The organism is Poseidonocella sp. HB161398 (assembly GCF_005870025.1).
Classification (GTDB): Bacteria; Pseudomonadota; Alphaproteobacteria; order Rhodobacterales; family Rhodobacteraceae; genus Mangrovicoccus.
Window position 1 is genome coordinate 184,996 of sequence record NZ_VATA01000004.1, and the last position, 22,774, is coordinate 207,769.

The 22,774-nt window shown below is 69.3% G+C and carries 21 protein-coding genes; 11 read left to right on the plus strand and 10 right to left on the minus strand.

All coding sequences use genetic code 11. The features are described from left to right. Positions 1–49: 49 nt before the first annotated feature. The 3 genes from FGX59_RS05340 (at position 50) to FGX59_RS37480 (ending at position 2,939) form a co-directional block, all read left to right on the plus strand. Positions 50–1,402, plus strand: coding sequence for a M48 family metalloprotease (locus FGX59_RS05340; RefSeq protein ID WP_138465488.1), 1,353 nt, complete (start codon positions 50–52; stop codon positions 1,400–1,402). A 7-nt stretch (positions 1,403–1,409) separates the two neighbouring features. Beyond that, on the plus strand, positions 1,410–2,168 hold the full coding sequence (locus FGX59_RS05345; protein ID WP_138465489.1) for a DsbA family protein: 759 nt from the start codon (positions 1,410–1,412) through the stop codon (positions 2,166–2,168). 66 nt (positions 2,169–2,234) lie between these two features. Further along, complete coding sequence (locus tag FGX59_RS37480) at positions 2,235–2,939, plus strand: hypothetical protein (protein WP_171060519.1); 705 nt, start codon at positions 2,235–2,237, stop codon at positions 2,937–2,939. Positions 2,940–2,942: 3 nt separating this feature from the next. Here the strand turns inward: FGX59_RS37480 and FGX59_RS05355 are convergent, their stop codons facing one another. The 4 genes from FGX59_RS05355 to hemA all read right to left on the minus strand — a co-directional run bounded on the left by FGX59_RS05355 (position 2,943) and on the right by hemA (position 7,265). Continuing rightward, complete coding sequence (locus FGX59_RS05355) at positions 2,943–3,341, minus strand: hypothetical protein (protein WP_138465490.1); 399 nt, start codon at positions 3,339–3,341, stop codon at positions 2,943–2,945. 58 nt (positions 3,342–3,399) lie between these two features. Further along, positions 3,400–4,527, minus strand: a complete 1,128-nt coding sequence (gene ispG, locus FGX59_RS05360) for a flavodoxin-dependent (E)-4-hydroxy-3-methylbut-2-enyl-diphosphate synthase (RefSeq protein WP_138465491.1) — start codon at positions 4,525–4,527, stop codon at positions 3,400–3,402. 67 nt (positions 4,528–4,594) lie between these two features. Further along, on the minus strand, positions 4,595–5,869 hold the full coding sequence (locus tag FGX59_RS05365; protein ID WP_138465492.1) for a helix-turn-helix domain-containing protein: 1,275 nt from the start codon (positions 5,867–5,869) through the stop codon (positions 4,595–4,597). A gap of 172 nt (positions 5,870–6,041) precedes the next feature. After that, on the minus strand, positions 6,042–7,265 hold the full coding sequence (gene hemA / locus FGX59_RS05370; protein WP_138465493.1) for a 5-aminolevulinate synthase: 1,224 nt from the start codon (positions 7,263–7,265) through the stop codon (positions 6,042–6,044). Between the two features lie 316 nt (positions 7,266–7,581). Here hemA and FGX59_RS05375 point away from each other — a divergent pair, with 316 nt between their 5' ends. Both FGX59_RS05375 and FGX59_RS05380 read left to right on the plus strand, forming a co-directional pair. Next, complete coding sequence (locus FGX59_RS05375; protein WP_138465494.1) at positions 7,582–9,174, plus strand: glucan biosynthesis protein; 1,593 nt, start codon at positions 7,582–7,584, stop codon at positions 9,172–9,174. 78 nt (positions 9,175–9,252) lie between these two features. Next, complete coding sequence (locus tag FGX59_RS05380; RefSeq protein WP_138465495.1) at positions 9,253–10,626, plus strand: M20/M25/M40 family metallo-hydrolase; 1,374 nt, start codon at positions 9,253–9,255, stop codon at positions 10,624–10,626. Positions 10,627–10,762: 136 nt separating this feature from the next. Here the strand turns inward: FGX59_RS05380 and FGX59_RS05390 are convergent, their stop codons facing one another. The 4 genes from FGX59_RS05390 to FGX59_RS05405 all read right to left on the minus strand — a co-directional run bounded on the left by FGX59_RS05390 (position 10,763) and on the right by FGX59_RS05405 (position 16,858). After that, positions 10,763–11,524 (minus strand): hypothetical protein, encoded by a 762-nt coding sequence (locus FGX59_RS05390; RefSeq protein ID WP_138465497.1) that lies wholly within the window; start codon positions 11,522–11,524, stop codon positions 10,763–10,765. A gap of 615 nt (positions 11,525–12,139) precedes the next feature. After that, positions 12,140–14,677, minus strand: a complete 2,538-nt coding sequence (locus tag FGX59_RS05395; protein WP_171060520.1) for a DUF3772 domain-containing protein — start codon at positions 14,675–14,677, stop codon at positions 12,140–12,142. Positions 14,678–14,679: 2 nt separating this feature from the next. Beyond that, positions 14,680–15,714: a cysteine synthase A gene (locus tag FGX59_RS05400; RefSeq protein WP_138465499.1), complete on the minus strand. Its 1,035-nt coding sequence runs from the start codon at positions 15,712–15,714 to the stop codon at positions 14,680–14,682. Between the two features lie 52 nt (positions 15,715–15,766). Continuing rightward, complete coding sequence (locus tag FGX59_RS05405) at positions 15,767–16,858, minus strand: NUDIX domain-containing protein (protein WP_171060521.1); 1,092 nt, start codon at positions 16,856–16,858, stop codon at positions 15,767–15,769. Between the two features lie 141 nt (positions 16,859–16,999). Between FGX59_RS05405 and trmFO the strand changes: the two genes are divergently transcribed. Genes trmFO through gluQRS form a run of 4 tightly spaced genes read left to right on the plus strand, consistent with a single transcriptional unit; the run spans position 17,000 to position 20,139 of the window. After that, on the plus strand, positions 17,000–18,334 hold the full coding sequence (gene trmFO, locus FGX59_RS05410; protein WP_138465501.1) for a methylenetetrahydrofolate--tRNA-(uracil(54)-C(5))-methyltransferase (FADH(2)-oxidizing) TrmFO: 1,335 nt from the start codon (positions 17,000–17,002) through the stop codon (positions 18,332–18,334). 60 nt (positions 18,335–18,394) lie between these two features. Next, positions 18,395–19,033 carry a cyclic nucleotide-binding domain-containing protein gene (locus FGX59_RS05415; RefSeq protein WP_138465502.1) on the plus strand — a complete coding sequence of 213 codons (639 nt, stop codon included), beginning with the start codon at positions 18,395–18,397 and terminating at the stop codon, positions 19,031–19,033. 31 nt (positions 19,034–19,064) lie between these two features. Then, a complete protein-coding gene (locus FGX59_RS05420) occupies positions 19,065–19,274 on the plus strand; it encodes a hypothetical protein (protein WP_138465503.1) in 210 nt (69 codons plus the stop codon). Beyond that, positions 19,264–20,139, plus strand: a complete 876-nt coding sequence (gluQRS, locus tag FGX59_RS05425; RefSeq protein ID WP_138465504.1) for a tRNA glutamyl-Q(34) synthetase GluQRS — start codon at positions 19,264–19,266, stop codon at positions 20,137–20,139. The genes FGX59_RS05420 and gluQRS overlap by 11 nt, the downstream gene beginning before the upstream one ends. On the opposite strand, the gene hisI is transcribed toward gluQRS, so the two are convergent. Further along, complete coding sequence (gene hisI, locus FGX59_RS05430) at positions 20,120–20,479, minus strand: phosphoribosyl-AMP cyclohydrolase (protein WP_138465505.1); 360 nt, start codon at positions 20,477–20,479, stop codon at positions 20,120–20,122. The two genes, gluQRS and hisI, sit on opposite strands and share 20 nt — an antisense overlap. Before the next feature lie 64 nt (positions 20,480–20,543). Between hisI and FGX59_RS05435 the strand changes: the two genes are divergently transcribed. Together FGX59_RS05435 and FGX59_RS05440 are read left to right on the plus strand one after the other, a co-directional pair. Beyond that, positions 20,544–20,996 (plus strand): iron-sulfur cluster assembly scaffold protein, encoded by a 453-nt coding sequence (locus tag FGX59_RS05435; protein ID WP_138465506.1) that lies wholly within the window; start codon positions 20,544–20,546, stop codon positions 20,994–20,996. A gap of 51 nt (positions 20,997–21,047) precedes the next feature. Beyond that, entirely contained in the window at positions 21,048–22,295 is a 1,248-nt protein-coding gene (locus tag FGX59_RS05440) for a methyl-accepting chemotaxis protein (RefSeq protein WP_240722253.1), read from the plus strand. Between the two features lie 283 nt (positions 22,296–22,578). Here the strand turns inward: FGX59_RS05440 and FGX59_RS39265 are convergent, their stop codons facing one another. Next, the gene (locus FGX59_RS39265; RefSeq protein ID WP_255471539.1) at positions 22,579–22,701 is read right to left on the minus strand and encodes a hypothetical protein; all 123 of its coding nucleotides are present in this window, start codon (positions 22,699–22,701) and stop codon (positions 22,579–22,581) included. Positions 22,702–22,774: the final 73 nt, after the last annotated feature.

The window sequence follows — 22,774 nt, forward strand, 5'->3', positions numbered from 1 at the left end:
AATCCTCCTTAGGCTCGGGCACAACTTGCAAGAGGACGCGGCAGGGTCAATGGCGAAACTCGGGGCTCGCACCCTTGTCAGACGGTTCGCGGCGGCCGCGGTCGCGGCCTGCCTGGCGACGGGCGTCTGGGCGCAGTCGCTGATCCGCGACGCCGGGCTGGAATACGCGCTCGACCTCATCGCGCTGCCGGTGATGACCTCCGCCAATCTCTATGGCGGCAGCATCAAGGTGCTGATCGTCAACGACATGACGCTGAACGCCTTCGTCACCGACGGGCGCGCGGTCTTCATCCATGCCGGGCTGATCCTGCGGCTCGACTCGCCCGAGGAGCTGCAGGCGGTGATCGCCCACGAGCTGGCGCATGTCACCAACGGCCACATGGTGCGCCGGCGGATCAATGCCGACAATGCCAAGCTCGGCTCCAGCCTCGGCCTGGCGCTGGGTCTGGCGGCAGGCGCGCTCAGCGGCAATCCCGGCGCCGGGCTCGGCCTCGCCTACGGCTCCGCCGGGGCGGCACGGGGCGTGTTCCTCGGCCATACCCGCGAGGAGGAGGCCGCCGCCGACCGCTCGGGCATGCGCTTCATGGCGCGGGCCGGGATCGATCCCTCGGCGATGTCCGACGTGATGGAGATCTTCGCCGGGCAGGAGGACATCTCGCCGGTGCGCCAGGATCCCTATCTGCGCTCCCACCCGCTGTCGCGCGACCGGATCCGGGCGATCAACGACTATGCCGAGATCCTCGGGCCGAAGACCTCGGACCAGGCGCTGGCCGCCTACTGGTTCTCGCGGCTGCAGGCCAAGCTGGGCAGCTACCTGCGCGATCCCGACTACACGTTCCGGCGCTATCCCGCCTCGGACACTTCGGATGCCGGCCATATCGGCCGCGCGCTGGCGCAGTACAAGCTCGGCCGCGCCGAGGCCGCCTGGGCGGAGCTCGACCCGGTCCTGGCAGAGCGCCCCGACGACGCCTACCTGCACGAGCTCAGGGGCTGGATCGCGCTGGAATCGAACCGCTTCGCGGAGGCCGAGGCCTCCTACCGCCGCGCCGCCGAACTGGCCCCGCGCGAGACCCAGATCATGGCCGGGCTCGGCCATGCGCTGCTGGTCGAGGACACCAAGGCGAAGAATGCCGAGGCGCTGGAGGTGCTGAAGGCCGCGCGCGCCCGCGATGCCCGCGACCCGCGTCTTCTGCGGGATCTTGCCATGGCCTATGCGCGGGCGGGCGAGCCGGCGATGGCCTCTCTTCACACCGCGGAACGATACGCGCTAATAGGGGACGACAAGGATGCGCTCCTGCATGCGCGCCGCGCGATGGCCGGACTGCCGGTCGGCTCGCCCGGCTGGGCCCGGGCGCAGGACATAGTAGACGCCGCCGAGCAAGCGGCCAAGGACAGGAAGTGAGACACCGATGACCCCAATCCGCAGCACCCTGGCGGGCCTCGGCCTCGCCGCCAGCCTGGCGCTCCCGGCCGCCGCCTTCGACATCGGCGCCATGTCCGACGACGAGCGCGCGGAGTTCCGCGAGGAGATCCGCAGCTACCTGCTCGACAATCCCGAAGTGCTGATGGAGGCGATCGGCGTCCTGGAAAGCCGCCAGGCCCAGGCGCAGTCTGCCGCCGACGGCGATCTGGTCGCCGCCAACGCGGACGCGCTCTTCGAGGACGGCTACAGCTGGGTCGGCGGCAATCCCGAGGGCGACCTGGTGCTGGTCGAGTTCATGGACTACCGCTGCGGCTACTGCCGCAAGGCCTATGACGAGGTGAACAAGCTGGTCGAGAGCGACGGCAACATCAAGTTCATCGTCAAGGAATTCCCGATCCTCGGCGAGGAATCCGTGACCTCCTCGCGCTTCGCCGTGGCGGTGCGCCAGCTTGCCGGCGACGCGGCCTACGAGCAGGTCCATGACGCGCTGATGACGCTGCGCGGCAACGTCACCCCCGAGGCGCTGGAGCGGATCGGCCAGGACGCCGGCGTCGATGTCGCCGCGGTCACCGCGCATATGGAGGACCCGTCGGTCACGGCCGAGCTGCAGGCGAACCACGAGCTGGCGCAGAAGCTGTCGATCTCGGGCACGCCGACCTTCATCATGGGCAACGAGATCCTGCGCGGCTACCTGCCGCTCGACGCGATGCGCCAGGTCGCGGCGGACGAGCGCGCCGAGGGCTGACCGCCCCTCGCTCCTCCTTGCCGCCGCCCTGCCCTTGAGGCAGGCTCCGGCCGGGAGGAGACAGACATGAGCATCATCCAGGACGTCGAGCAGTCGCTGAAATCGGTCGCTTCGGTGATCTCGAGCATCCGCACGATCTCGAAGGCGGTGCGCGAGGGGCGCGACTATGTCCGCACGCGCCACCCGCAGGTGGCCGAGGATCTGGCGGTGATGTGCAACGAGCTGCGCAACACCGCGATGGCGCTCTCCGCCGCCTCCACCCTGATCACCCATTTCCGCTTCGTCGGCGGCGACGGCAGCGCCGCCAGCCTGCAGGCCTTCGCCGATGCGCTCTACCACCAGAAGGCAAAGGCCGAGGAGGCCGGGCGGGTGATCGGCGTGCTGCGCGGCCACTGCTCGGTGATCCGCCAGCATGCCGACCGGATCATGGAGGAGGCCGCGCCGCAGGGGCTCTCGGGGCTGGCCGCCGTGCTGGGGCTGCATTCCGAGGAGAAGGAGCGGCGCATCGCCGAGGCGATCGGCCGGGTCTGCGACGTGGAGATGGAGTTCCACATGGAGGCCGACCAGATGACCCGGGCGATCCGCGCCGCGCTCGAGGATGTCGGCGACCGGCTGGAGACCGACGGCATGCTCGATCCCGCCCGCATGCCCGAGGCGGCGAAGCTGCTGAAGGCCTACCGGGGGATGTTCACGGAAATCGACGCCGAATGCCTGGCCGCCGCAAAGGAGCTGGCCGCCTCGGTCGATGCGCTCGACAGCACGCTGGGCTGAGGGTCAGTCCTCGTCCTCGTCCCCTTGCGCCGGGCGGCGCAGCAGCGGCTCGGCCCGGCCGCCGCGGCGCTGGACGGGCGCCTCCGGGGCCAGGGTCTCGGGCGGGGCGGCGGCGCCCTTGCCCGGCACGTTGAGCACCAGCGCCCGGCCCGAGAGCGCGATGTCGAACACTGCCAGCATCAGCTGCGCGCCCGCCACCATGAAGAGCCCGTTCAAGAGCACCGCCGCCCCGCCGCCGATATAGGGCGCGAGCGTCAGCAGGTCGCGCGTGCCCAGACGGATCATCTGGAACACCCCGAGCCCCAGCATCACCAGCCCGCCCGCCATCACCACCCAGCCGAGAAGCGACAGCAGCCACGCGGCCGAGCGCCCCAGCCGGTACTTCCGTCCCGACATCGACATGTCCTAGCTCCTTGCGCGGCTGGTGCAGGATCCCGGCGCCGCGTCGGCCGGGCGCGGCCTATTCGGCCGCTTCGGCGGCGCCGGCCGCCTCGATCTCGGCGGCCTTCTTCTCGACCTGCTCGACGATATGCTCGACCATCTGCTCGTTCGACAACTTGTGGCTCTGCTTGCCGGCCAGGTAGACCATGCCCGCACCCGCGCCGCCGCCGGTGAAGCCGACATCGGTCATCAGCGCCTCGCCCGGCCCGTTGACCACGCAGCCGATGATCGACAGGCTCATCGGCGTCTTGATGTGCTCCAGCCGCTTCTCGAGGATCTCGACCGTCTTGATGACGTCGAAGCCCTGGCGCGCGCAGCTCGGACACGAGATGATGTTGACGCCGCGATGGCGCAGCCCGAGCGATTTCAGGATCTCGAAGCCGACCTTGACCTCCTCGACCGGATCGGCCGAGAGCGAGACGCGCAGTGTGTCGCCGATCCCCATCCACAGGAGGTTGCCGAGCCCGATCGCCGACTTGATCGTGCCCGAAACGAAGCCGCCCGCCTCGGTGATGCCCAGATGCAGCGGGCAGTCGGTCGCCTCGGCCAGCGCCTGGTAGGCCGCCGCCGAGAGGAACACGTCCGAGGCCTTCACGCTGACCTTGTACTCGCGGAAGTCGTTGTCTTCGAGGATGCGGATATGCTCCAGCGCCGACTCGACCATCGCGTCGGGACAGGGCTCTCCGTATTTCTCCAGCAGGTGCCGCTCCAGCGAGCCGGCATTGACGCCGATGCGGATCGAGCAGCCATGGTCCTTGGCGGCCTGGATGACCTCCTTGACGCGCTTCTCGTCGCCGATATTGCCCGGGTTGATCCGCAGGCAGGCGGCGCCCGCCTCGGCGGCCTCGATGGCGCGGCGGTAGTGGAAATGGATATCCGCCACGATCGGCACGGGGCTTTCGCGGACGATCTCCTTCAGCGCGCGGGTCGCGGCCTCGTCGGGGGTGGAGACGCGGACGATATCCGCCCCCGCCTCTGCCGCGGCCTGGACCTGCGCCACCGTCGCCGCCACGTCGGAGGTGTCGGTATTCGTCATGGTCTGGACCGCGATCGGCGCGTCGCCGCCGACCGGCACGTTCCCCACCATGATCTGGCGCGACGTGCGGCGGTAGATGTTCTTCCAGGGGCGGACGTGGTTGAGCGACATTGGGTGCTCCGGTGGCATGTGACTTGGGCCGGACCATAAGGGAGCCCCGGCCCGGCCGCAATGCGGCTCACTCCGCCAGGGGGGTCTCCGGCTGGATCACAAGTTCGGCAAGGCGGCGCAGCTCGGGATCGGCGGCGGTCAGATCGACCGGCCGGTAGCGGTCGCTGAGCGCGGCCACCGACAGTTCGACATTCTTGGTGACGGAGCCCGCGGCCCCGGCCGGGCCGAGCGTCTCGCCGTTCACCGCGAAGAAGAGCGCGCCGGAATTGCCCGCGCGCAGCTTCGGCGGCGTCTCGGTCTTCGGCAGGACATAGCGGTCCCCGGCCTGCATGGTCTTCTCCAGCAGGACGGTGCCGTCGGCGGCGCTGACGCGCAGCCAGACCGCGGCATTGGCGAAAAGCACCACCTCTGGCGAGGGCGGCGCGACGACGGAGACATCGGCCATCTGCACCGGCTGCGACGCGGCGGGCACCGGTCCCTGCGGCTCGGGCAGGTAGCTGACCGGAATCGCCGGCGCGGCGGTCGAGATGCCTGCCAGCTGGTGCACGGCCTCCGGCCCGATCCCGGCATAGGCGCCCTGCCCGCGCGGATCGAGCGTCGAGATCGGCCCGTCGCGGGCGACCATCACCGGCGCCTCGAGCGCCTGCGGACGGTAGAGATTCATCAGCGCCTCGCCGGTGGAGCGGGTCACTTCGGCCGTTTCCAGCCCGGCGACCGGCTCGGGGTCCGGGCCGATATCGAGCGCGACGACCGGCGTGTCCGCGGGCGCCAGCGTCACCCGCTGGATCGACTGCAGCACCGACCAGGCGCCGTAGCCCAGCCCGCCGAGCAGCGCCAGCAGCGCGGCCATCGACGCGATGGCGCCGGGGCGGATCTCGCCGAACTTGGCGGCGCGCGGCGCACGGTAGAGCGGATTGCGGGCCAGAACGGCATCGCCGCCCTGATAGGCGACGGCGCGCGGCTTCGACGCGCGGCCCCTTCCGCCCGCGGCGGGCTTGGCCTTGGCATAGGCGCGGGCGCCCAGCCCCTCGACATGCGAAAATCCGGTCTGCTCGCAGAAGGCCTGGTAGACCAGCTCGGGGTCGAGCCCGAGATAGCGGCCGTAGGAGCGGACATAGCCTGCGATGAATCCGGGGGTCTCGAAGGCGGAAAGGTCCCCGTCCTCGATGGCGGCGATATAGCCTGCCTTGACCTTGATGTCGCGCTGAACGTCCAGGAGCGACTTGCCCAAGGTCGCGCGTTCGCCCCTCAGGATATCGCCGAGCAGCAGCTCGTAGTCGTCGAAGCCTCGCGGCGTCTCCTGATATTGTCCGTCAGCCTGCGCGGAGTCGCGCCTTGTCATAGGTTCCAGCCCATGGTTGCCGCCCGTGTCCCCAAGATGCCCCACGATTCGATTAGCGGGTGCGTTATAAGATAGGGTTAGCACATTTCAACAAGCCTCGCACCCGGCCAGGCCAAAAACCGGGGGATTTTACGGACCTGTCCCCGGGAACAGGTCCGGCTGCCCGTCGAAATCAGGCGGAAAGCTGCTGCCGCGACAGGGCGCATTGCGACCAGAGGTCGTCCAGCGCGCGGATCAGCGCGTCCATGTCCGCGGGCCCGTGGACCGGCGAAGGCGTGAAGCGCAGCCGCTCCGTGCCGCGCGGCACGGTGGGGAAGTTGATCGGCTGGACATAGATGCCGTGGTCTTCCAGCAGCCGGTCCGAGATCATCTTGCACTTGACCGGATCGCCGACGAGCAGCGGCACGATATGGCTGCCATTGTCGATGATCGGCAGGCCCATGCCCTTGAGCCGCGCCTTGAGCACGCGGGCCGTGGCCTGGTGCCGCTCGCGCCGCTCGGCATCGGTCTTCAGATGCGCGATAGAGGCCGCGGCCCCGGCTGCCACGACGGGCGGCAGCGAGGTGGTGAAGATGAAGCCCGGCGCATAGGAGCGGATCGCGTCGCACATCTTCCCGGAGGCCGCGATATAGCCGCCATGGACGCCGAAGGCCTTGCCCAGCGTGCCGTTGACGATGTCGATGCGATGGACGTTGCCCTGGGCCTCGGTCACGCCGCCGCCGCGGGGACCGTACATGCCGACCGCATGCACCTCGTCGATATAGGTCAGAGCGCCGAATTCGTCGGCGAGGTCGCAGATCGCGTCGATCGGGCCGAAATCGCCATCCATCGAATAGACCGACTCGAAGGCGATCAGCTTCGGCGCATCCTTCGGGATGGTCTCGAGGATCTCGCGCAGATGGCCCAGGTCGTTATGGCGGAAGATGTGCTTGGGGCAGTTGCCGTGGCGGATGCCCTCGATCATCGAGGCGTGGTTCAGCTCGTCCGAGATGATGTGCAGCCCGGGAAACAGCTTCGGCAGCGTCGAGAGCGTCGCGTCATTGGCGATATAGGCGGAGGTGAAGACCAGCGCCGCCTCCTTCTGGTGGAGATCGGCGAGCTCGGCCTCCAGTTGCTTGTGCCAGACCGTCGTGCCCGAGATGTTGCGCGTGCCGCCCGAGCCCGCGCCGGTCGCGTCCAGCGCCTCGTGCATCGCCGCCAGGACTGCCGGATGCTGGCCCATGCCCAGGTAGTCGTTGCCGCACCAGACCGTTACGGGCTTCGTCGACCCGTCGGGACGGTGCCATGTGGCGTGGGGGAAGTTCCCCTTCTCGCGGGCGATGTCGATGAAGGTGCGGTACCGGCCTTCAGTGTGAAGGCGCTCCAGCGCCGCGTCGATGCTGGCGGAATAGTCCACTGCGGTCTTGCCCTTTTCGTGGCTGGATCCCCGCCCCTGCGGAGACCTGGTTTCGGTCCTGGGTCAGTCCATGCGCTACTTGCCCGCATATGTGGCGCAAATGCAATGCGTCACCGCTGACAATTTCGTAAATGCCAGACCAAAGTTTTAGCCCCGCCCCCGTCCCTGCCAGCGGAGACCCGCCGATCACATTGATCCAGGTCAAGCCGCCCCTAGCTCTTTCCCGCCAGCCGCCGCTAGCTCTTTGACAAGACAGAGAAGGCCCGGTCAGATCGGCCGGGCCCAATTGCGTGACCCCAAGCGAGTCGAGACGAAGATGGATCATCAGACGAACAGACGCGACATCCTGAAGGCGCTCGGCGCCGGCGCCTTCTTCCTGCTGCCGCGGCTGGCCCATGCCCAGGCCCCGGTCCAGGCGACCGGCGAGGCCGAGCCCTTCTCCTTCGACATCCTCAAGGAGCGCGCGCGCGCCCTGGCCCAGCACCCGTTCACGCCGATGAATGTCGCCAATCCCGACATCGTCGACCTGATCGACTACGACGCCCACAACCAGATCACCTACCGCAAGGAGGACACGCTCTGGGCCGGCCAGGGCGACCGCTCGCCGGTGCAGTTCTTCTTCCCGGGCCGCTACTTCCCGCAGCCGGTGCATATCTACGCGGTCGAGGACGGGATGGCGCGCGAGGTGCCCTTCTCGCTCGACCTCTTCGACATTCCCGACGGCAACCCCGCCACGGCGCTGACCCAGACCGAGGGCTTCGCCGGGTTCCGGGTGATGAATCCGGACATGAAATCCGACTGGATGGCCTTCCTCGGCGCGGCCTACTGGCGGACCTCCGGCTATTCGGGACAGTTCGGCCTGTCGGTGCGCGGCCTGGCCCTGGACACCGCCATCCCCGACGGGCCCGAGGAATTCCCGCGCTTCACCCGCTTCTGGCTGGAGCCGGGCGAGAACGGCATGCTGACCGCCTATGCGCTGATGGAAAGCCCGCGCTGCACCGGCGCCTACCGCATCGCCAGCCACCAGGACAACGGCATCATCCAGGATGTCGACGCCATGGTCTTCCTGCGCGGCGATGTCGAACGCATGGGGCTGGCGCCGCTGACCTCGATGTACTGGTACGGCAAGATGAACGAGCGGCTGGGCACCGACTGGCGTCCCGAGATCCACGACAGCGACGGGCTGGAGATCCTCGCGGGCTCGGGCGAGCGGCTGTGGCGGCCGCTGAACAACCCGCCGCGCACCATGGCCAACGCCTTCTCGACGCCCTCGGTGCAGGGCTTCGGCCTGATGCAGCGCGAGCGGGACTTCGACCGCTACCAGGATGACGGCGTTTTCTACGACAAGCGCGCCTCGGTCTGGGTCGCGCCCAAGGCGGACTGGGGCGACGGCGCGGTGACGCTGGTCGAGATCCCGACGAATGACGAGATTCACGACAACATCGTCGCGATGTGGACCCCGGGCGGCGACGCCACCTCGGGCAGCGAGTACGAATTCGGCTACCGCCTGACCTGGCTCGAGGACAGCCCCGTGCCGCAATCGACCGGCCGCTTCAGCGCAGTCCGGATCGGCAAGGGCGGCGTCCCGGGCCAGCCGCGCCCCGAGGGCGTCGCCAAGATCGTCTGCGATTTCGACGGGATGGGGCTGGAGGAACTCGGCCGCGGCGACGGGGTCGAGCTCCAGGTCTCGGCCTCGCTGGGCGGGACCGGCAACATGGATGTCTTCCCGGTGGTCTCGACCGACTACTGGCGGGCGATGTTCGATCTCGATTTCTCGGCACTCGATCCCGCCGACGACACGCCCGTCGATATCCGGCTCTATGTCACCCATGACGGCGACGCGAAGACCGAGACGCTGCTCCTGCAGCTCTTCCCCTCGCAGCTGCGGGCGCAGCTCGACGGCATGTGAGCCCGTCCTCCCCTGCGGCCGGCTTGCGTCCGGCGGCAGGGGGGTTAGGGTCCGGGGCGACAATCCAGGAGTCGCAAGATGTCAGTTGCCCCCGTTCTCGCCCGCCTCGACCAGGATATCGACGCCGCGCTCGCGCGGCTCTTCGATCTTCTGAGGATCCCGTCGATCTCGACCGATCCGGCCTACAAGGCCGATTGCGACCGGGCGGCGGACTGGCTGGTCGCCGACCTGGCCTCGATGGGCTTCGACGCCTCCAAGCGCCCCACCCCGGGCCACCCGATGGTCGTCGCGCATTACGACGCGCCGGGGCCGCATGTCCTTTTCTACGGCCATTACGACGTGCAGCCGGTCGATCCGCTGGAGCTGTGGGACCGCGATCCCTTCGATCCGCAGATCCAGGACACGCCCAAGGGCCAGGTGATCCGCGGCCGCGGCACCTCCGACGACAAGGGCCAGCTGATGACCTTCGTCGAGGCCTGCCGCGCCTGGATCGCCGAAACCGGCAGCCTGCCCTGCAAGGTGACGATCTTCCTCGAGGGCGAGGAAGAGAGCGGCTCGCCCTCGCTCGTGCCCTACATGAAGGAGAATGCCGAGGAGCTGACCGCCGATGTCGCGCTGATCTGCGACACGACCCTTTTCGCCGACACGGTGCCCGCGATCACCACCCAGCTGCGCGGCCTCCTCGGCGAGGAGATCACCGTCACCGGCCCGTCGAAGGACCTGCATTCGGGCATGTTCGGCGGCGTCGCGATGAACCCGGCCCGGGTGCTGGCGAAGATCATCGCCGCGCTGCATGACGGGACCGGCCGGGTCACGGTGCCGGGCTTCTATGACGGCGTGCCCGAGCTTTCGCCCGAGCTGAAGGCGCAATGGGACGGGCTCGGCTTCGATGCCGACCGCTTCCTCGGCGATGTCGGCCTGTCGATCCCCGCGGGCGAGGCCGGGCGCTCGCCGCTGGAGATGATCTGGAGCCAGCCGACCTGCGAGGTGAACGGCATCTGGGGCGGCTATACCGGCGAGGGCTTCAAGACCGTCCTGCCCTCCAAGGCCCATGCCAAGATCAGCTTCCGCCTGGTCGGCAGCCAGGACCCGCACAAGCTGCGCGAGAGCTTCCGCGACTACGTTACCGCCATGGTCCCGGCCGACTGCCAGATCTCGTTCAAGGGCCACGGCAATTCGCCCGCCAGCGTGATGGAGACCTCGCATCCGGTCTTCGAGAAGAGCCGCCAGGCGCTGACCGAGGAATGGGGCGTCGAGGCGGCCTTCATCGGCTCGGGCGGCTCGATCCCGATCGCGGGCTATTTCAAGACCTATCTGGGCATGGATTCCGCGCTGATCGGCTTCGGCCGCGAGGATGACGCGCTGCATTCGCCGAACGAGAAATACGATCTCGAATGCTTCCAGAAGGGCACGCGCAGCTGGGCGCGGATCCTGGGCGAAATGGGCTCATAAGAGCGACGAGAACCGCTCCGGCAGGCGGTGGAGCCGGTCTCCGGCCGCCAGCCTGAACGCGAAGAAGGGCGTCCCCGGCCGGGGCGCCCAGCTTGCCGCCATCGCCGCGCGCTCGGCGGCAAAGCCGAAGCCCCCGTCAATCGCGGCCCCGTCGATCGCAGCGAAATCGGCAGCGTCGTCGCGCGACCCGGCAAACCAGTGTCTTCCGATCATGCCGTCCCGCGGTCGCGCCAGCCCTGCCTCCTCGGCCGTTGCATTGCGGCGGCCGGCCGTCTGCCGGAAGAGATCCCGGTCGGCATGCTTGAGATGCAGCAGGTAGAGCCCCTCGGGCACGACCAGCCGCGGCACGTCGGCATAGCCGCGGCACGTCGGCATAATGCCCGCCGCGCGACAGCCGCACCTGGCCGCGGATCGCGCAGGGCTTGGCATAGAGCGGCGCGACGCGGACATGGCGGCGGGCGCGCAGATAGGGCGCGGCGAAGGGTGCGGGCTCTTCCGAGGGCCGGTGGACCAGCTCCAGCCCGAAGGGCGTGAGCGCCCGCGCCCGGGGATGGCGCGCCAGGATCCGGGGCAGCGTGCCGATGGCCGGATCGGCGATCACCAGCTCGTCGACATCGCCGACGATGACCCGGTCGTGATAAAGCCGGAGCCCCTGCGCCAGATGGTTGAGCAGCCGCCAGCGCAGCGCGTCGAAGCGCGGATCGGGGATGTAGGGAATGGCCAGCACATTCGCCCCCGCCGCCACGTCGCGCACCATCTCGGCACCGCCATGGGCGACCACGGTCAGCGCGGACCTGCCGAAGAGACCGCCATAGTAGCCGGTCCAGATCCGCAGGAAGGTTTCATCGTCGCGGACCATGGTCAGGACCGCGACGCGGGGGGCCGGGCTGTCGCGCATGGCACGGACTGTGCCGCCGGCGGGGTTAAGCGCGGGTGACTGGCGGACGGTTTCCGGGACCCCGCCTGCGCGTCCGCCGCGGTCCATTGCACGGGCCGGGGTGCCATCTCGCGGCCGCGCCCCGGGAAACGGCCGTTTCCGTGGAGGCGAAGGACCGCGTTCAAGGTCCGGGGCGACGTGAAGGGGATTGTTCCCAGATTGCTCAAGGCGGCTCCCGGAGCTGAGCGGTGGCCGCCGTCTTCGCGACCATTTCCCCGGCCTTGTCCCCTGCCGCGGTGGCGGACCAGATTGCTCCGGCACCTTGCCAGCGTCTTCCGGCTCTATCTGCCCCGGTCCGGGGCCCCTCCAAGCCCGGCCGCCCGCGCCCTGCGGCGGCCGGCCAGCGATCCGGCGCGCGGCCTGCCTGAGACCTCCGGCAGGCGCCTCCCCGGCTAGGGCGCCCGCGCCCGGGGATGGCGCTCCAGGATCTGCGGCAGCGTGCCGATGGCCGGAAAGGTCCGAGCGGCGGGAGGATTGCGCGGCACCGGGATACCCGTCCCCGCGCCTCCCCTGGGCTCTCGATTTCGAAAGGCTCTTCGCAGGATCCGGCCTGCCTTGCGCTGCGGCGGCCGCCCGCTAGCGCCCGTCCCCGTCGCCATCGCCGCCGCCGCCATCCATGTCGCCGGCATCCAGCAGGTCGGGCGCGCCGCGCCTGCCCGCCTCGGGCGCGGCGGGGGGGGCGGCCGGGGGTGCGGCAGGGGGCGGCGCCTGGCCCGGCATGATCGGGTGCTGCCGCGGACCGGCCGCCTCGTGCAGCCAGACATCCTGCTGCGGGAAGGGGATCTCGATCTTCTCCTCGGCGAAGCGCCGGGCGATCTCGTGGCAGATGTCGGATTTCACCGTCAGCAGGAAGTTGATGTCGCGCAGGATCGCGCGGATCTCGAAATCCAGCGACGAGGCGCCGAAGCCGATGAAGAGCACCTGCGGCGGCGGCGTGATCGCCACCATCGGATGCGCCTCGGCGATCTCGCGCAGCACCCGCTCCGCCTTCCGGGTGTCCGTGCCATAGGCCACGCCGACCGGCACGATGGCGCGGCCGATCAGGTTGCCGCGGGTCCAGTTCGTCACCAGCCCCGAGACCAGATCCGAGTTCGGGATGATGACGTCGGTCCGGTCGAAGGTCTCGATCCGCGTCGCGCGCACGGCGATCGCCTTGACGATGCCCATCTGGCCGCCGACCTCGATCCAGTCGCCCTCCGAGACCGGCCGCTCGATCAGCAGGATGATGCCGGAGACGAAATTCGACACGATGGTCTGCAGCCCGAAGCCGATCCCGACCGAAAGCGCGCCCGCGACGATGGCGATGCTGGAGAGGTCGAGCCCGGTCGAGGTGAAGGCCGCGAGCCCGGCGAGGAAGACGCCGATATAGCCCGCCCCCGAGGTGATCGCCCGCTGGGCGCCGAGATCGAGCCGGGTCTTGGGCAGGATGGTCTGCGCCAGCGCCCCCTGCAGGAAGCGGGTCATGCCGTAGCCGATGGCGAAGACCGCGAGGAAGATCACGATCACCGTCGGCGAGAGCGTCACGCCGCCGAAGCTGTAGCCCGCCTGCAGCCGCGCCCAGAACTCGCTCATGTCCTCGAAGCGCGCGCCCCAGAGCAGCGCCAGGAGCGGCACGCTGGCGAGATAGAGCGCGCCCCCGGCCAGCGTCGCGCCCAGCCCGTTGGCGGCGGCGGAATCGCCGCGGTGGAGCACGACGAAGAGCTCGGCCACCAGGCTCTGGACGCGGCCGGTGGCCGAGAGCAGCAGGAAGGTCGAGCAGGCCGGGAAGACCAGCGCCTGGGCGGCGTTGAGGTAGCCCGCCAGCGCCAGCACCGGCGCGGCCAGCGCGACGCCGCGGCCGAAGACCGCCAGCACGGCGATGATCCGGCGGATGAAGAGCCCGTCATCCCCGGCCTCCTCGGCGCGGGCGGCATCGGCGGGCAGGATGTTCCTGCGCCGGTAGAGCCGCCCCAGCCGGTAGAGCGCGAGCGAGGCCAGGATCACCGGCACCACCTGCAGGTAGCCGACGGTCTGCTCGCTGAAATCGAGCTCGTCCGTGATGCGGGTCAGGCCGACGACGATGGAGAGCACGCCCACCATGCCCATCGCGACGCGGCGCGCCGCCCCGGCCAGGCGGTCGGGCAGGATCGCATTGGCCGCGCGCACGTCGTCATGGCGGCCGGGGAAGATGCGCAGCACCAGCCACGAGCCCAGGATCAGCGTCAGCGCAAGCTGCGAGACCGCCGACAGCAGCGAGGTCCCGGTATCGCCGAGGATCCCCGACATGCCGATGGCGGTCAGCAGCGCGATCAGCCCCAGCACCGGCAGCACCAGCTGCAGCGTCACCGCCAGGATGTCGACGGCAAAGCGGGCGACGCGGCTGTTGAGGAACTCGCCGAATTCCAGCAGCGCCGTCGTCCAGCGCCCGGCCCGCCAGAAGAGCAGGATGCCGACGAAGGCCAGCAGCCCGACCGAGGGCAGAGGCTTCAAGAGCTCGCTGCGGAAGTCCCCGGAGCCGTAGAGCTGGGCGATCTCCAGCGGCACGGCGGCGATGACGCCCAGCACTTCGCTGACCGGCTGGGTCCAGTTCAGCGGATTGAGCGGCGACGGCAGGCGCTGGATCAGCTCGGTCGCCTGGCGCTCGCGCAGCACGTCGTCGATCTCGCGCACCAGCCCGTCGGCATGGGCATGGGCCAGCTCGGCGCGCACCGCGGGCGCCTGCAGCGTCTCGCGCTGCCGGGTCAGGGTCTCGCGCTCGCGGGTGACGGCCTCGGGCTCGGTCTCGCCCTCCGCAGGCGGCGCGGGCAGCGCCTCGAGCCTGCGGTTGATCGTGCCCAGCTGGCCGCTATTGGCGGTGTTGGCGGTCAGGAAGCGGTCGCGCCAGACGACCAGCTTCTCGCGCAGGGAATGCAGCGTCGCGTCGGAGGCGGCGCCGACGGCCAGGGTCTGCTCCACCCGCTTGGCCAGCGCCTCCCATTCCTGGTAGTCGGCCTCGCTCTGCGCGGCGGCCGTCCCGGCCGGGAGCGCGAGGCAGAGCGCCAGCAGGCCCATGGCGAGCGCCCGGCGCAGGGACAGCCACCAGGCTGCCCCGGAGGCAGGGGCCGGACCGCCGCAGCGCCGCAGGCCCCCCGCCATGCTCATGCCTCGGCGAAGACTTCGGGCAGGTTGCGCCCGGGCCCGGCGAGCCAGCCGGGAACCGGCAGGCCCTTCTCCTTCAGGAAGGCGGGGTTGAAGAGCTTCGACTGGTAGCGCGAGCCGTAGTCGCACAGCACGGTCACGATCGTGTGTCCCGGGCCCATCTCCTTCGCCATGCGCACGGCGCCGGCGATGTTGATCGCGGTCGAGCCGCCCATCACCAGCCCCTCGTCCTCGGCAAGGTCGAAGACATAGGGCAGCGCCTCGGCATCGGAGACGTTGTAGCTGTAATCCGGGGTGAAGCCCTCGAGATTGGCGGTGATCCGGCCCTGGCCGATCCCCTCGGTGATCGAGCCGCCCTCGGCCTTCAGCTCGCCCGTGGTGTAGAAGCTGTGGAGCGCCGCGCCGTCGGGATCGGCGAGGCCGATCTTCACGCCCTTCGGCTGCAGCGCCATCGCGATGCCCGCCAGCGTGCCGCCCGAGCCCACCGCGCAGATGAAGCCGTCGACCTTGCCGCCGGTCTGCTCCCAGATCTCGGGGCCGGTCGAGTCGATATGCGCCTGGCGGTTCGCCACGTTGTCGAACTGGTTCGCCCAGATCGCGCCGTTCGGCTCGGTCTCGGCCAGCTTCATGGCCAGCCGCTCGGAATAGCGCACGTAGTTGTTGGGGTTCCTGTAGGGCGCGGCCGGGACCTGGACCAGCTCGGCACCGGCGAGCTTGATCATGTCCTTCTTTTCCTGGCTCTGCGTCTCGGGAATGACGATCACGGTCTTGAAGCCCATCGAGCTGCCGACCAGCGCCAGGCCGATGCCGGTATTGCCGGCCGTGCCCTCGACGATCGTGCCGCCGGGCTTCAGCTCGCCCTTCTCGATGGCGTCGCGGATGATCCACAGGGCGGCGCGGTCCTTCACCGACTGGCCGGGATTGAGGAATTCCGCCTTGCCGAGGATCTCGCAGCCGGTCTCCTCGCTCACCTTGTTGAGCCGGATCAGAGGCGTGTTCCCGATGGCCGAAGCGAGGTCCTTGTAGATCGCCATGATGCACCCTTTCGTCAAAGCCCGGCCTATGTACGCGCGGCCGGGACAAGGTTCAACCAGCGCCGCGGATCCGTGCCAGATTGAGCTCTAGCCAGTAGGCGGAAACCAGGAGCGGACCGTCGGGGATCTCGTTCTCCATCAGCATCCGCACCAGCTCCGTCCGCGGCATCACATGGCCGCGGATATCCTCGCCCTCGGCCGCCACGCCGGCCAGCTTCGCCGCCTCGTCCGGCAGGTCGGCAATGCCGATATAGGAATAGAGATACTCCGAGAAGCAGCCCGTCGACGGGTAGTAGTCCGCGATGAAATGCAGCTCTGCAAGCTCCAGCCCGGCCTCCTCGGCCGCCTCCTTGCGCGCGGTGGTCTCGGGACTGTGGCCGGGCTCGATCCGCCCCGCCACCGGCTCCAGCACCCAGGCGGCGGCATCGCCGCGGGCGATCGGGCCGGCGCGCACCTGCTCCACCACCAGCACGCGGTCGCGCACCGGGTCATAGGGCAGCACCGTCACCGCGTCCGAGGCCATGAAGACCGCGCGCAGCACCGGCTCGCTATGGCCGCCGTCGAAGCGGGCATGCGAATAGACCAGCTCCTCGACCGCGAAATAGCTCGAATAGGGCCGCCGCCGCTCGTGCAGGGTGACATCGCCAAGCCCGAGCCCCGAGAGCATCGGCTTCGACGGCGCCACCGCCGCCGCGGCCAGCGAGGAGGCGCGGAACAGGATCACCGGCAGCCGGCTGGCCACCTCGGCCGCGGCCAGGCTGCCGCGATAGCCCAGGATCTCGGGAACCGCCCGGGCGAGGATCGCGCCCCAGCCGAGGAACTCCGCCTCCGCCCATGGAACATCGCCCGGCGCGGCGGGCTCGAAGGCGACCGCCGCGACCGTCCCCTCGGGCGTCTCGACCTGGCGCGCCGTCTCGCCGAGCCCCAGCGCCGCCGCAACATAGCGCAGCGCGTCGAGATCCTCGGCGGCAAGCGCGGCCAGCATCACCGGCAAGGGCCCCTCGCCCGCGCCGATCGCCGGCACGGCCAGCTCGCCGCCGACCAGCCGCGCCTGCGCGATCTGCGCCGGAACCGCCTCTGCCGCGCCGATCGCGCGGAGGAACCCGGGCGCTGCGAGAGATCCCTGAAAACACGTCCTGACCATGACTGGCACCTTCCGAACCGACTGTGCGTGTTTTGGCCCCGCAGCCCCGCGCCGGTCCAGCCATGCACCTTGCGGCATAGGGACCCGGCCCCTGCGCGCGGGCGCTTCTCACTGCCCGCAAAAGGCAGTAGAGACGCCGCCATGACAGAACGGTTGAACATCATCGGCGGCGGCATGGCCGGATCCGAGGCGGCCTGGCAGGCGGTCTCGATGGGCGTGCCGGTGACCATCCACGAAATGCGCCCCCAGGTGGGGACCTTCGCGCACCAGACCGGCGACCTGGCCGAGATGGTCTGCTCCAACTCCTTCCGCTCGGATGACAGCGAGCAGAACGCCGTCGGGCTTCTCCACTGGGAGATGCGCCAGGCCGGCGGGCTGATCATGGAGATGGCCGACCGCCACCGCCTGCCCGCGGGCGGCGCGCTGGCCGTCGACCGCGACGCCTTCTCCCAGGGCGTCACCGAGCGGCTGCGCGCCCATCCGCTGGTCGAGGTCGCCGAGGGCGAGATCACCAGCCTGCCCGAAGACGGCCAGTGGATCATCGCCACCGGCCCGCTGACCTCGGGCAGCCTCGCCGAGGCGATCCGCGCCGAGACCGGCGCCGAGGCCCTGGCCTTCTTCGACGCGATCGCGCCGATCATCTATTTCGACTCGATCGACCTCTCGAAGGCCTGGTTCCAGAGCCGCTACGACAAGGGCGAGACCGAGGAAGAGCGCACCGCCTACCTGAACTGCCCGATGGACAAGGCGCAGTACGACGCCTTCATCGACGCGATCCTCGCCGCCGAGAAGACCGAGTTCCACGAGGGCGAGACGGCGAAGTACTTCGACGGCTGCCTGCCGATCGAGGTGATGGCCGAGCGCGGCCGCGAGACCCTGCGCCACGGCCCGATGAAGCCCGTCGGCCTGACGAACCCGCACCAGCCCGAGATCAAGGCCCATGCCGTGGTGCAGCTGCGCCGCGACAACAAGCTGGGCACGCTCTTCAACATCGTCGGCTTCCAGACCAAGATGAAATACGGCGCCCAGACCGAGGTCTTCAAGCTGATCCCGGGACTGGAAACCGCGCGCTTCGCCCGGCTGGGCGGCATCCACCGCAACACCTTCCTCAACTCGCCGACGCTTCTGGATGACCAGATGCGGCTGAGATCGCGGCCGAATATCCGCTTCGCCGGGCAGATCACCGGGGTCGAGGGCTATGTCGAAAGCGCGGGCATGGGGCTTCTGGCTGGCCGGCTGGCCGCGTCCGAAATGCTGGGCCGGACGCTTGGCGCGCCGCCCGACGTGACCGCGACCGGAGCGCTTGTCACGCATATCACCGGCGGCGCAGAGGCGAAGACCTTCCAGCCGATGAATGTCAATTTCGGGCTCTTTCCGCCGATCGACGCGCGTGGCGGACGGCGCGGCCGCAAGGACCGCTACAAGGCCTATACCGACCGGGCGAAGGAGGCCTGGACCGGCTGGCTCGGCGCCTGAACGCGGCCCGGAAAGACAGGGCGGCGCCGGCCCGGCGCCGCCGAAAGGGAGGAATTTCACATGAGCTTTTCGCTCCAGATCATTGATCCAATTGAGTTGATTGGCTGGGCCGCCTCGCTGGCCACGATCGCCTCCTACGGCATGAAGACGATGATCCCGCTGCGGATCCTGGCGATCTGCTCGAGCCTGCTGTTCCTCGCCTACGGGCTGGTCCAGCAGGTCTGGCCGATGGTCTTCATGGAGGCCGTGCTTCTGCCCTTCAACCTCTGGCGCCTGGCCGAGATCCTGATCCTGCGCCGCCGCCTGCTCGCGGCGAAGGGCGCCGACCGGGCCGATTTCTCCGCGCTGAAATCCGTCACCCGGGCCGAACGGCTCGGCGCCGGCGAGATGCTCTTCCGCCAGGGCGAGCGGCCCGACAAGGTCTATCTCATCGCCGCCGGCACGGTGGAGCTGCCCGAGCTGGGCCTGCGGCTCGGCCCGGGCGACATCGTCGGCGAGATCGCCTTCTTCACCGAAGCCGCCACCCGCTCGGCCAGCGCGCGCTGCCTGACCGACTGCACCATCCATGCCGCCGGCGAGGACGCGTTCCTCAAGCTCTCCTTTCAGGATCCCGGCTTCGGCCTCGCGGTGATGCGCACCATCACCCGCCGCCTGGCGGAGAATGCCGCACACCCCGCCGCCGCAGCGGTTTCAACTTGAGAAATCCGGCCGCTGCCACCACATATCCGGCATGAACTATGTGCTCGCCCTCTTCCTGCCGCCGCTCTCGATCCTGCTGATCGGGCGCATCTTCCTGTCGATCATCGTGTTCCTGATCTGGATACCGGCGATCCTCTTCACAGGCGGCCTCACCCATCCGATGTTCATCGCCCTCGCGTGGATCCTGATCTACCAGGCGGGGGCCGAGAAGCGCATGGACCGCCTCTCGCGTGACGACTAGGACGCGCTTCGCCCCGTCTCCGACCGGGCCGCTCCATATCGGCCATGCCTATGCCGCCTTCGTCGCCGCGGATCTGGCCCGCACCGCAGGCGGCCAGTTCCTGCTGAGGATCGAGGATATCGACCAGAGCCGCGCGCGCCCGCACTGGGAGGCGCAGATCGCCGAGGATCTGCACTGGCTCGGCCTCGATTGGCCATTGCCGCCCATGCGCCAGTCCGAGCGGATGGAGGTATATCAAGATCACCTCGCAACCCTCTGGAAAATGGGGATTCTCTATCCCTGCACCTGCAACCGCCGCGATATCCAGGCCGCGCTGTCGGCGCCGCAGGAAGGCGCTCCGGTGCTGGGTCCGGACGGGCTGGTCTATCCCGGCACGTGCCGCCACCTGCATGATCGCGCCGGACCGCTGCCCGCGGGCGTGGCGCTGCGGCTCGACATGGCCAAAGCCCTGCAGATGCTCGGTGCCGACGAGATAGAGCTCAATGAAACCGGGCCTTTGCAGGCCGATCTTAAGTTGTCCTGGACCGCTGGAGAGCTGATCTCCGGCGTCGGCGATGTCGTGCTGTCGCGCCGGGACATGGGCACGTCCTACCACCTGTCAGTGGTCGCCGACGACGCCGCGCAGGGCATCACGCTCGTCACCCGCGGCGCCGATCTGGCCGACGCCACCGGCATTCACGTTCTTCTCCAAAGGCTTCTGGGGCTGGGCACGCCCGCCTACCATCACCACCGGCTGATCCGCGACGCCGAGGGCAAGCGGCTGGCAAAGCGCGACGACGCCCGCGCCATCGCCGCCTATCGCGCCGAGGGCTGCACGCCAGAGGATATCCGGCAGATGACCGGCTTCATTCCATCGGCTGCATGAGCTCGACTTCCTCGCCGCCCGTCACCGAGGTGTAGAAGCAGCTGCGCCGGTTGGTGTGGCAGGCCGGTCCGGTCTGCTTCACCACGGCCAGCAGGCAGTCGCGGTCGCAATCGACGCGCAGATCGACGAGCTCCTGCACGTGGCCAGAGGTCTCCCCCTTGATCCAGAAGGACTGCCGCGAGCGAGACCAATAGGTTACGCGTCGATCTTCAAGTGTCTTCCGCACCGCTTCGGCATTCATCCAGGCCATCATCAGCACCTCGCCGGTCTCATGGTCCTGGGCGATCGCCGGGATCAGGCCGCGGTCGTCATAGGTCAGGCTCTCGGGATCGAAACTCATGAGTTTTCCTTTGCATCGGCCGGTCGGACCGCTATCTACCGGGTAGCACCGCGAAGGAAAAGCCATGTCAGAGTCCGATCTCATCAAGCTCTACTCGCAGCGGATCCTGCGGCTGGCCGCCGAGATCCCGCATGCCGGGCGCCTTGCCGATCCGACGGCCTCGGCCTCGGTGCGCGCCCCGCTCTGCGGTTCGACGGTGACGGTCGACCTGCGGCTCGGCCCCGACGGGCGGATCGCCGAATTCGGCCAGGACGTGAAGGCCTGCGCGCTCGGACAGGCCGCCGCCTCGGTGGTCGGCGCCCATGCCATCGGCCGCAGCCAGGACGAGATCGCCCGCGCGCGCGCCGAGCTGAAGGCGATGCTGACCGAGGGCGGCCCGGTCCCCGCCGCCCCCTTCTCGGATCTCGAGGTGCTGCGCCCGGCGGCCGAATTCCGCAACCGCCATGCCTCGATCCTGCTCTGCCTCGACGCGATCCTCGCGGCCATGGCCGAGCAGGCGGCCAGCTCGGCCGGCTGACTTAAGCCATCCTCAATGTCTAGGCGCTAGGCCGGGCCGAGGAGGCTCCGCATGCGCGACATGGCAGATGAGGACGGCCCCGGCAGCCCCGTGCCCGACCAGGAGACGCTTGACCGGCTGTCGCGCTCGGCGACATCTCTGGGCTACGAGGTCGTCGAGGTCTCGGGTTTCATCGACCATATCGACGGCAAGGCCTCCGGCCAGACGCCGATCCTCGCCCAGGCCCGCAGCGGCGCGGAACAGATCCTGGCGGCCAACCGCGCGGTGATCGAAGCGCTGGACGCGATCCGCGCCTCGACGGAGCACAGCCTGGCCGCAGTGGAGCAGTCCGTCGCCGTGGTGCAGAGCTCGGGCGCGCGGACCCAGACGGTGGCGGAATGGGTGCAGGCGCTGGATGCGCGGATGACCGAGGTGGCCGAGACGCTGAAGGAAGTGCGCAAGCACAACGGCGCGGTGACCTCGATCGCCAGCCAGGTCAACATCCTCGCGATCAATGCCAAGATCGACGCCGCGCGCGCCGACAATGCCGGGCGCCGCTTTGCCGTGGTGGCCGAGGCGGTGAACGAGCTGTCGCGCCGCACCTCGGACGCGGCCGCCGCCATCCTGGAGAGCCTGACGACGCTGACCCAGTGGATCGACACGCTGCGCGGCGAGGCGACCGAGGTCGCGCGCACGGCCAGCGGCGTCCTGGAGGGCGGGCAGAAGACCGACGAGGCGCTGGCGGCCATCGCCGCCAATGTCCGCGCCACCCGCAACGAGGCCAGCGGGATGGAGGCGCAGGCCCGCGCCGTGGCCCGGGCGGGCCAGGATTTCGGCACCTATTTCAGCCGCATCGAAACGGCCGTGTCGGAAACCGTCGGCGGCATAGGCCAGGCGCGCGAGCGCGTCCACGGGTTGATCGACAAGAGCGAGGCGATGGTCCAGCAGACCGTCGCGTTGGGCGGCGGCTCGGCCGATGCGCAGCTGATCGGCTTCATCGTCGCGCGCGCCGCGCAGGTCTCGGCACTCTTCGAGACCGCGCTGGCCGAGGGACGGGTAACCCGCAAGGCGCTGTTCGATTTCAGCGACCCGCCGCAATACACCGCCCCCTTCCTCGCGCTCACCGACAGCCTGCTGCCGCCAGTGCTGGAGGAGGCGCTGAAATTCGACCCCAAGATCGTGTTCTGCGCCGCGATGACCCGCGACGGCTACCTGCCGACGCATAACCGCCAGTTCTCCCGCCCGCAGCGGCCGGGCGATCCGGCCCGGAACGCCGCGAACTGCCGCAACCGACGCATCTTCGACGACCGCGTCGGCTGAAGGCCGGGCGCAACCGCGAACCCTTCCTGCTGCAGGTCTACCGCCACGACATGGCGGCGGCGAGTTCCGCATGATGAAAGACCTCTCGGCGCCGATCACCGTGGCCGGCAGTGCCTGGGGCGGGCTGCGCCTGGGGGTCAGCTTCTGACAGAAAAAAGCCGCCGCGCCCGGCAGGGGCTGCGGCGGCAGGATGGCGAAACCCTCAAATGGGCCGACCGTTGGGGGGCGGTCAGGCAGGATACCGGAACAGGCAGGAACCGGGATGGGGCATTTCGCAGGCAGATCAGAGAAATGTCGGCAGGTGCAGACAGCCCAGGACGATCACGGACAGCGCCGTCATTCCGGCGAGATCGGCGCAGAAACTGGATGTCATGCGGCGGCGAAGCGTTTCCAGGACAGTCGGCATTGTCGGCCTCCATGTTCGAGCTGATGTTTCACTTTTGTTCCGATTCTCGATTCAAGTAAAGAACTTTTTAAGA

Coding starts and splice junctions, on each gene's coding strand:
- FGX59_RS37480 (WP_171060519.1), top strand. CDS start 2,235: ATGAGCATCATCCAGGACGTCGAGCAGTCGCTGAAATCGGTCGCTTCG.
- FGX59_RS05395 (WP_171060520.1), bottom strand. CDS start 14,677: ATGGCGGGGGGCCTGCGGCGCTGCGGCGGTCCGGCCCCTGCCTCCGGG.
- FGX59_RS05390 (WP_138465497.1), bottom strand. CDS start 11,524: ATGCGCGACAGCCCGGCCCCCCGCGTCGCGGTCCTGACCATGGTCCGC.
- FGX59_RS05400 (WP_138465499.1), bottom strand. CDS start 15,714: ATGGCGATCTACAAGGACCTCGCTTCGGCCATCGGGAACACGCCTCTG.
- ispG (WP_138465491.1), bottom strand. CDS start 4,527: ATGTCGCTCAACCACGTCCGCCCCTGGAAGAACATCTACCGCCGCACG.
- FGX59_RS05440 (WP_240722253.1), top strand. CDS start 21,048: ATGCGCGACATGGCAGATGAGGACGGCCCCGGCAGCCCCGTGCCCGAC.
- trmFO (WP_138465501.1), top strand. CDS start 17,000: ATGACAGAACGGTTGAACATCATCGGCGGCGGCATGGCCGGATCCGAG.
- FGX59_RS05380 (WP_138465495.1), top strand. CDS start 9,253: ATGTCAGTTGCCCCCGTTCTCGCCCGCCTCGACCAGGATATCGACGCC.
- FGX59_RS05405 (WP_171060521.1), bottom strand. CDS start 16,858: ATGGTCAGGACGTGTTTTCAGGGATCTCTCGCAGCGCCCGGGTTCCTC.
- hisI (WP_138465505.1), bottom strand. CDS start 20,479: ATGAGTTTCGATCCCGAGAGCCTGACCTATGACGACCGCGGCCTGATC.
- FGX59_RS39265 (WP_255471539.1), bottom strand. CDS start 22,701: ATGCCGACTGTCCTGGAAACGCTTCGCCGCCGCATGACATCCAGTTTC.
- FGX59_RS05415 (WP_138465502.1), top strand. CDS start 18,395: ATGAGCTTTTCGCTCCAGATCATTGATCCAATTGAGTTGATTGGCTGG.
- FGX59_RS05420 (WP_138465503.1), top strand. CDS start 19,065: ATGAACTATGTGCTCGCCCTCTTCCTGCCGCCGCTCTCGATCCTGCTG.
- FGX59_RS05355 (WP_138465490.1), bottom strand. CDS start 3,341: ATGTCGATGTCGGGACGGAAGTACCGGCTGGGGCGCTCGGCCGCGTGG.
- FGX59_RS05365 (WP_138465492.1), bottom strand. CDS start 5,869: ATGACAAGGCGCGACTCCGCGCAGGCTGACGGACAATATCAGGAGACG.
- FGX59_RS05375 (WP_138465494.1), top strand. CDS start 7,582: ATGGATCATCAGACGAACAGACGCGACATCCTGAAGGCGCTCGGCGCC.
- FGX59_RS05340 (WP_138465488.1), top strand. CDS start 50: ATGGCGAAACTCGGGGCTCGCACCCTTGTCAGACGGTTCGCGGCGGCC.
- FGX59_RS05345 (WP_138465489.1), top strand. CDS start 1,410: ATGACCCCAATCCGCAGCACCCTGGCGGGCCTCGGCCTCGCCGCCAGC.
- FGX59_RS05435 (WP_138465506.1), top strand. CDS start 20,544: ATGTCAGAGTCCGATCTCATCAAGCTCTACTCGCAGCGGATCCTGCGG.